This is a genomic window from Mycobacterium sp. E2462 (genome assembly GCF_001672685.1).
Classification (GTDB): Bacteria; Actinomycetota; Actinomycetes; order Mycobacteriales; family Mycobacteriaceae; genus Mycobacterium.
Genome location: NZ_LZKC01000157.1, coordinates 1 through 5,585, shown reverse-complemented (window position 1 = coordinate 5,585; position 5,585 = coordinate 1). Strand labels below are relative to the sequence as shown.

Here is a 5,585-nt window from a genome sequence, read left to right as displayed (position 1 = left end):
TGTCGGCCCGGAGGGTGTCGTCGCACGCCTTGATGGGGAGTTCACCCTGCTTGATCAGGCGTTTCACCCCGCCGGCCCGCCCGGCGTCGTAGCCGTGCTGGTAGGCGGGCGACGTCGAGGCGTTGTGGTGGTCGCAGCCGTCGACGCTGAGCGTCGCGAGCACGACCATCCAGCCGGCGCCGCCCCGCAGTCCAACCCTTCGATTAGCCACGGCAGAAACAGTACCCGCCGTCAAGTGTTGGTGGGGCCACCGGTGGAGCCCGGGCTGTCGCCCTCTTGCTCGAGTTTGGCCATGGCCTCGTCGATGCCGCTGGTGTCGCCGCCGACGACGCGGTCGATGAAGGCGGCCGGCTCGTCGAGGTCGTCCGCGTCGGGCAGCAGGTCCGGGTGCTGCCAGATGGCGTCGCGGGCATCCACGCCGGCGGCCTCCGTCAGGCGTTGCCACAGCGCGGCGGCCTCGCGCAGCTTGCGTGGCCGCAGCTCCAGGCCGACCAGCGTCGCGAAGGTCTGCTCGGCCGGTCCGCCGCTGGCGCGCCGCCGGCGCAACGTTTCACCCAGCGCGGCCGCGCCGGGAATCCGGTCGCCCAGCGCGTCGGCCACCACCACCTGGACCCAGCCCTCGATCAGCGCGAGCAGCGTCTCCAGGCGTTCCAGGGCCTGCGTCTGCGCCGGGGTCGCCTTGGGCTCGAAAACGCCTTGGCCCAAGAGGTTTTCGATGGCTTCGGGGTCGGACAGCGTCGCCGGGTTGAAGTCGCGCGCCAGCTCCTCGATGCCGGTCATGTCGATCTGCATGCCCCTGGCGTAGGCCTCCACGGCGCCGAGCAGCTGGCTGGACAGCCACGGCACGTGGGTGAACAGCCGGTGGTGGGCGGCCTCCCGCGCCGCCAGGAACGTCAGCACTTCGCTGCGCGGCCGCTCGAGCCCGGTGGCGAACGACTCGACCGCCTCGGGCAGCACCGCCGCGACGCCCTTGGGCCCCAACGGCAGGCCGATCTCGGTCGAGGTCAGCACCTCCCGGGACAGCCGGCCCAGCGCCTGTCCCAGCTGCGAGCCGAACGCCATGCCGCCCATCTGCGACATCATCGCCATCAGCGGGCCGGCCATGCCCTTGGCCTCCTCGGGCAGCGACGACGCCCACACCGTCGAGATCTGTTGCGCCATCGGGTCGCACAGCCGCTTCCAGGTCTCCAGCGTGTTGTCGACCCAATCGGTGGGCGTCCAGCCGACGGCCTTCGCGGTGCCGGCGGGCAGCGCCGTCACGCCGTCGAGCCACGTTTCGGCCAGGTGCACCGCGTCGGCGATCGCGGAGTTCGTGGTGGCCGGGACCGGTGCCACGAAGCCGATGGAGCTCGACGCCACGCGCCGCGCCAGGTCGTAGTTCACCGGGCCGGACCCGCCGCCGGCGGGCATGTTGCCCGCGTTGCTGAACATCTGACCCAGCTGGGTGAAGATCTGTCCCAGGTCGCCCATGCCGAATTCACCGCCCATGCCGAACGCGGCGAACGGGTCGGACGAGCCGGAGCCCGAATCCGGATCTTTTTTCCCGTGTTTGTCGGGGTCTTCCCCGGAGGAGAAGCCGAAAGGCAGGTCAGCCATACCGCCAACGGTACTCATCGGCGGCGGCCACGGCGCGCTCCCCGGTCAGCTTGCAGCTGAACGACGGCCGCGGGCTCCGTCTAGTCTGATCGGCGTGAACAGGCGGATCCTGACCCTGATGGTCGCGCTGGTGCCGATCGTGGTCTTCGGCGTGCTGCTCACGGTCGTGACGGTGCCGTTCGTGTCGCTGGGACCCGGGCCCACCTTCGACACGCTCGGGGAGGTCGACGGCAAGCAGGTCGTCGCGATCGACGGGACCCAGACGCATCCCACCACCGGCCACCTCAACATGACGACGGTGTCCCAGCGCGACGAGCTGACGCTGGGCGAGGCGCTGACGTTGTGGCTGTCCGACCAGGAGCAGCTGGTGCCGCGCGACCTCATCTATCCGCCGGGCAAGTCGCGCGAGGACGTCGACAAAGCCAACAACGCGGATTTCAAGCAGTCCGAGGACAGCGCCGCCTACGCCGCCCTGGGCTACCTGAAATACCCGGCGGCGGTGACGGTGGCCAAGGTCAGCGACCCGGGGCCGTCGGTGGGCAAGCTCAAGGCCGGCGACGCGATCGACGCGGTCAACGGCACCCCGGTGGCGAGCGTCGAGGAGTTCACCGGGCTGCTCAAGAACACCAAGCCGAACCAGCAGATCACGATCGACTACCGGCGCAAGAACGAGCCCGCCGGCGTGGCACAGATCACGCTGGGCGCCAACAAGGACCGCGACTACGGCTTCGTGGGCGTCGCGGTCCTCGACGCGCCATGGGCGCCGTTCGCCGTGAACTTCAACCTCGCCAACGTCGGCGGCCCGTCGGCCGGTCTGATGTTCAGCCTGGCCGTCGTCGACAAACTCACCACCGGCGACCTGGCCGGCAAGGACTTCATCGCCGGCACCGGCACCATCACCTCCGACGGCAAGGTCGGCCAAATCGGCGGCATCACCCACAAGATGGTCGCCGCGCACGCGGCCGGCGCCACGGTGTTCCTGGTGCCCGCCAAGAACTGTTACGAGGCGAACTCGGACAATCCGTCCGGGCTGCGGTTGGTCAAGGTCGAGACCCTCGGCCAGGCGATCGATGCGCTGCACGCGATCACCTCGGGCGGCCAGGCACCAAGCTGTTAGCGAACGACGACGCACGCCGCCGGTCACGGGTGCCGCAGTGCGTAGAGTGATCACCGTCTAGCCATCGAGCAGGGAGCGTAGCCAGTGGGGATGCGGCCCACCGCAAGGATGCCGAAGCTGACTCGGCGTAGCCGGATTCTGATCCTGTTCGCCCTGGGCGTGATCGCTTTGCTGCTGGCCGGACCGCGGCTCATCGACGCCTACGTGGACTGGTTGTGGTTCGGCGAACTGGGCTACCGCTCGGTGTTCTCCACGGTGCTCGTCACCCGCTTCGTGGTGTTTCTGGTCGCGGGGGTGTTGGTCGGCGGCATCGTGTTCGCGGGGCTGGCGCTGGCCTACCGCACCCGCCCGGTGTTCGTGCCGAGCAGCGACAACGACCCCGTGGCCCGCTATCGCGCGCTGGTGTTGTCCCGGCTGCGGCTGGTGGGCGCCGGGATTCCGGTGGCCGTCGGCCTGCTGGCCGGCATCATCGCGCAGAGCTACTGGGTGCGCGTGCAGCTGTTCCTGCACGGCGGCGACTTCGGCATCCGGGATCCGCAGTTCGGCAAGGACCTCGGCTTCTACGCGTTCGAGCTGCCGTTCTACCGGCTGCTGCTCAGCTACCTGTTCGTCGCCGCGTTCCTGGCGTTCGTCGCCAACGTGTTGTCGCACTACATCTTTGGCGGCATCCGGCTGTCCGGGCGGACCGGCGCGCTGAGCCGCTCGGCGCGCGTGCAGCTGGTCACCCTGGTCGGCCTGCTCGTCGTGCTCAAGGCCGTCGCCTACTGGCTGGACCGCTACGAGCTGCTCTCGCACACCCGCGGCGGCAAGCCGTTCACCGGCGCGGGCTACACCGATATCAACGCGGTGCTGCCCGCCAAGCTGATCCTGATGGCGATCGCCCTGATCTGCGCGGCGGCGGTGTTCTCCGCGATCGTGCTGCGCGACTTGCGGATCCCGGCGATCGGGTTGGTGCTGTTGCTGCTGTCGTCGCTGATCGTGGGTGCCGGCTGGCCCCTGATCGTCGAGCAGATCAGCGTCAAACCCAATGCGGCGCAGAAGGAAAGCGAATACATCAGCCGCAGCATCCTGGCGACACGGCAGGCCTACGGGCTGACCTCGGACGTGGTGACGTACCGCAACTACACCGGTGACGCGCAGGCCACGGCCCAGCAGGTCGCCGACGACCGCGGGACCACGTCGAACATCCGGCTGCTGGACCCGACGATCGTCAGCCCGGCGTTCACCCAGTTCGAGCAGGGCAAGAACTTCTACTACTTCCCCGACCAGCTGTCCATCGACCGGTATCTGGACCGCACCGGGGCGCTGCGCGACTACGTGGTCGCGGCGCGGGAACTCAACCCCGACCGGCTGATCGAGAACCAGCGCGACTGGATCAACCGGCACAGCGTCTACACCCATGGCAACGGGTTCATCGCGTCGCCGGCCAACACCGTCCGCGGGGTCGCCAACGACCCCAACCAAAACGGCGGCTATCCCGAATTCATGGTCAACGTCGTCGGCGCCAACGGCGGCGTGGTGTCCGACGGCCCCGCGCCGCTGGACCAGCCACGCATCTACTACGGGCCCGTCATCGCCAACACGGCCGCCGACTACGCGATCGTCGGGCGCAACGGCGCGGACCGCGAATACGACTACGAGACCAGCAACGAGACCAAGAACTACACCTACTCCGGGCTCGGGGGCGTGCCGGTCGGCGATTGGTTGTCCCGCAGCGTGTTCGCCGCCAAGTTCGCCGAGCGAAACTTCTTGTTCTCCAACGTCATCGGCTCCAACAGCAAGATCCTGTTCAACCGCGACCCGGCGCGTCGGGTGGAGGCGGTGGCGCCGTGGCTGACCACCGACAGCTCGGTGTACCCGGCGATCGTCAACAAGCGGCTGGTGTGGATCATCGACGGCTACACCACGCTGGACAACTACCCGTATTCCGAACTGACGTCGCTGGAGTCGGCGACCGCGGACTCCAACGAGGTGGCGTTCAACAAGCTGGCGCCGGACAAGCGGGTCTCCTACATCCGCAACTCGGTCAAGGCGACGGTCGACGCCTACGACGGCACCGTCACGCTCTACCAGCAGGACGAGCAGGACCCGGTGCTCAAGGCATGGATGCAGGTGTTCCCGGGCACCGTCAAACCCAAGAGCGAGATCACCCCCGAGCTGGCCGAGCACCTGCGCTACCCCGAGGACCTGTTCAAGGTGCAGCGGATGCTGTTGGCCAAGTACCACGTCAACGACCCGGTGACGTTCTTCTCGACGTCGGACTTCTGGGACGTGCCGCTGGACCCCAACCCGACCGCCAGCAGTTATCAGCCGCCGTACTACATCGTGGCGAAAAACATTGCGAAGAACGACAATTCGTCGTCGTATCAGCTGACCAGCGCGATGAACCGGTTCAAGCGGGACTACCTGGCCGCCTACATCAGCGCCAGTTCGGACCCGGCGACGTACGGCCGGATCACCGTGCTGACCATCCCCGGTCAGGTCAACGGGCCCAAGCTGGCCAACAACGCGATCACCACCGACCCGGCGGTGTCGCAGGACCTCGGCGTGATCGGGCGCGACAACCAGAACCGGATCCGGTGGGGCAACCTGCTGACCCTGCCGGTCGGGCAGGGCGGCCTGCTCTACGTCGAGCCGGTCTATGCCTCCCCGGGGGCCAGCGACGCGGCGTCGTCGTACCCGCGGCTGATCCGGGTGGCGATGATGTACAACGACAAGATCGGCTACGGCCCGACCGTGCGCGACGCCCTCACCGGGCTGTTCGGGCCCGGCGCGGGTGCGGCGGCCACGGGCATCCAGCCCACCGACGCCGGGACGCCGGCCAGTCCCCCCGCAAGCGCGCCCGAGCGACCCGGCGCTCGTCGAGGCCGTC

Annotated in this window: 4 protein-coding genes; 2 read left to right on the top strand and 2 right to left on the bottom strand. The window is 68.6% G+C overall.

Translation table 11 applies throughout. The features are described from left to right. Positions 1-211 (bottom strand): hypothetical protein (locus A5714_RS25950; RefSeq protein WP_156747205.1); only part of this gene is annotated, 211 nt, incomplete at its 3' end. Between the two features lie 20 nt (positions 212-231). Beyond that, positions 232-1,614, bottom strand: coding sequence for a zinc-dependent metalloprotease (locus tag A5714_RS07240; RefSeq protein ID WP_197513596.1), 1,383 nt, complete (start codon positions 1,612-1,614; stop codon positions 232-234). Positions 1,615-1,690: 76 nt separating this feature from the next. Between A5714_RS07240 and A5714_RS07235 the strand changes: the two genes are divergently transcribed. Both A5714_RS07235 and A5714_RS07230 read left to right on the top strand, forming a co-directional pair. After that, positions 1,691-2,713, top strand: coding sequence for a PDZ domain-containing protein (locus A5714_RS07235; protein ID WP_068068719.1), 1,023 nt, complete (start codon positions 1,691-1,693; stop codon positions 2,711-2,713). Positions 2,714-2,797: 84 nt separating this feature from the next. Next, a partial coding sequence (locus tag A5714_RS07230; RefSeq protein WP_068284213.1) for a UPF0182 family protein occupies positions 2,798-5,585 on the top strand: 2,788 nt, incomplete at its 3' end.